This window comes from Pseudomonas sp. B10(2017) (genome assembly GCF_002113295.1).
Classification (GTDB): Bacteria; Pseudomonadota; Gammaproteobacteria; order Pseudomonadales; family Pseudomonadaceae; genus Aquipseudomonas; species Aquipseudomonas pudica.
Genome location: NZ_NEJU01000045.1, coordinates 1 through 1796, shown reverse-complemented (window position 1 = coordinate 1796; position 1796 = coordinate 1). Strand labels below are relative to the sequence as shown.

Here is a 1796-nt window from a genome sequence, read left to right as displayed (position 1 = left end):
GCCGGGCTCCCGCACGACCAGTGCATGTCCTGCGAGCGCCAGGGCCTGCCGATCCTGCCGCTGCGCCGCGCCCTGGTGCCGGATACCCGCCCCGAGTGTGTTTTCACCGTCGCGGATAACCGGCATATCTCGACAAAGATCGGCTTGCGCACCTTGCGCATGGGCTACCTCTATGTCCTGCTCGACCAGCAGGTCTGGCATGCCTATGCCGTCAGCGAGCAGGGCCACCTGCGCCGCTTCAACCCTTACGAGCCGCCAGACGGCCCGCCCTCGCCGCTGCCCGAAACATGCGTGAACGCAGATCACGACATTCCTTCAGCCTTTCTCAACCTCGATACCAGCAGGTACGCCAGCGCCTGGCTGGCCTTCTCCAGCGATCCTTGGCCGGTCAGTGTGCTGAACGCCTACAAGAGTGGTGCATCGCCTGCGCATCGCTTCGAGGGCCTGGACCTGATCCAGGCCCGCAACAATCCCGAATTGCTGGGCATCGCCATGACGCCCGATAACCTACAGGTCGACCAGCAGGTATTCGAGTACGCCCAGCATGGCTGCGCCCCCTTCGACAGTGCGCATGGCTTCCACAGCCGCTGGTTGCGCCGGTTCGCCCTGCGCGGCTATCTGGTCAATGCGATCAACCGGCACAAGCTGGAAAACGGCGTGCTGGCAGTGGTGCTCGACGACACTGTCGGGCTGATTCAGGAGTACAACCATCAGCGCCTGAACTGGGTACTGAAGCGTCAGGCCTGGCGTGAAGAACCGATGCGCGCCTATCAGCTGCAGACCTCGCAGATCCTGCAGATCATTCGAGCCACGCACAGGGAGTGGGCGGCGCAGGAGGTGCCGTCGCTGGAACCGATGACGGGCGATGGGCCGCCAGCGTTCGTCGAGCCGACAGTCGAGCGGCAGCGGTTGGTCGAGCGTGCGCAGCAGGAGAGTGACGAGCGGCTTGAACAACGTTACCACGAGCCGCAGCGGGCCGCGTTCCAGGCTGAATACGACCAGCAGGAGCGCGAGTTTCAGCGCTACATCGACAAGGACACCCAGGCATACGTTGCCTTGTTCGATACGCCCATGTTCAAGCTGGCCGAGGCGTACGACTACGACGGTAATGATCGTGAGTCCGGGGTGGCCTACGCCAAGACCATGGCCTTGTGCCTGGGTGGCGGCGTTACCGAAGCTGTCGTCCCCCGCCTTGAACCGCATGTTCCCGCTTCCGGCACCAGCGAACTGCTCTGGTTGAAATGGCTGCAGGATCCGGACAGCCCGCCCTACCGCGCGTTGTTGATGCGGGATCGCTCTCTCCTGGCCGGGCTGCTGCCCAGTTTCTCCGCCACAGAAGCGATCAACTGGAACGACAGCGACAAGCTCTACGGCATGCTGAGCAAGATCATCGCCAGCGATGACGCCGGCCTGCGCATGCGCAATACCCTCAAGCAGGCCATTGCTGAAACGCAGGGCGCGCTCAACGCGGCCAGTCAGCGGCTGGCGCCATGTTTGTCACCTGGTATTCAGAAGGCGGTGCGGCACCTGAACGGCGCCACGCAGTTTCTCTACAACGGCGTGCACCTGATCGAGCTGGAAGTGAAGATGAAGCTGGGCGAGTACTACGCCTTGCAGAGTGCGCACCTTCGGGAGTTGCAGCACAAGGCCAATGCGTCGATCGCCGAGGCGCGGGACCGGATGCGCCGCAATATCGATGACTTCGAGTTTGGCTCGATGAAGGCCATGCGCAAGGTGCGGCCGATTATCCAGCACGGCTTGATGAGCCTGGCCGTGCTCGATCCACGGCTCACCAA

Annotated in this window: 1 protein-coding gene; it reads left to right on the top strand. The window is 63.1% G+C overall.

What is annotated here, in order from left to right; all coding sequences use genetic code 11:
- A partial coding sequence (locus CAF92_RS26200; protein WP_305880206.1) for a T6SS effector BTH_I2691 family protein occupies positions 1–1796 on the top strand: 1796 nt, incomplete at both ends.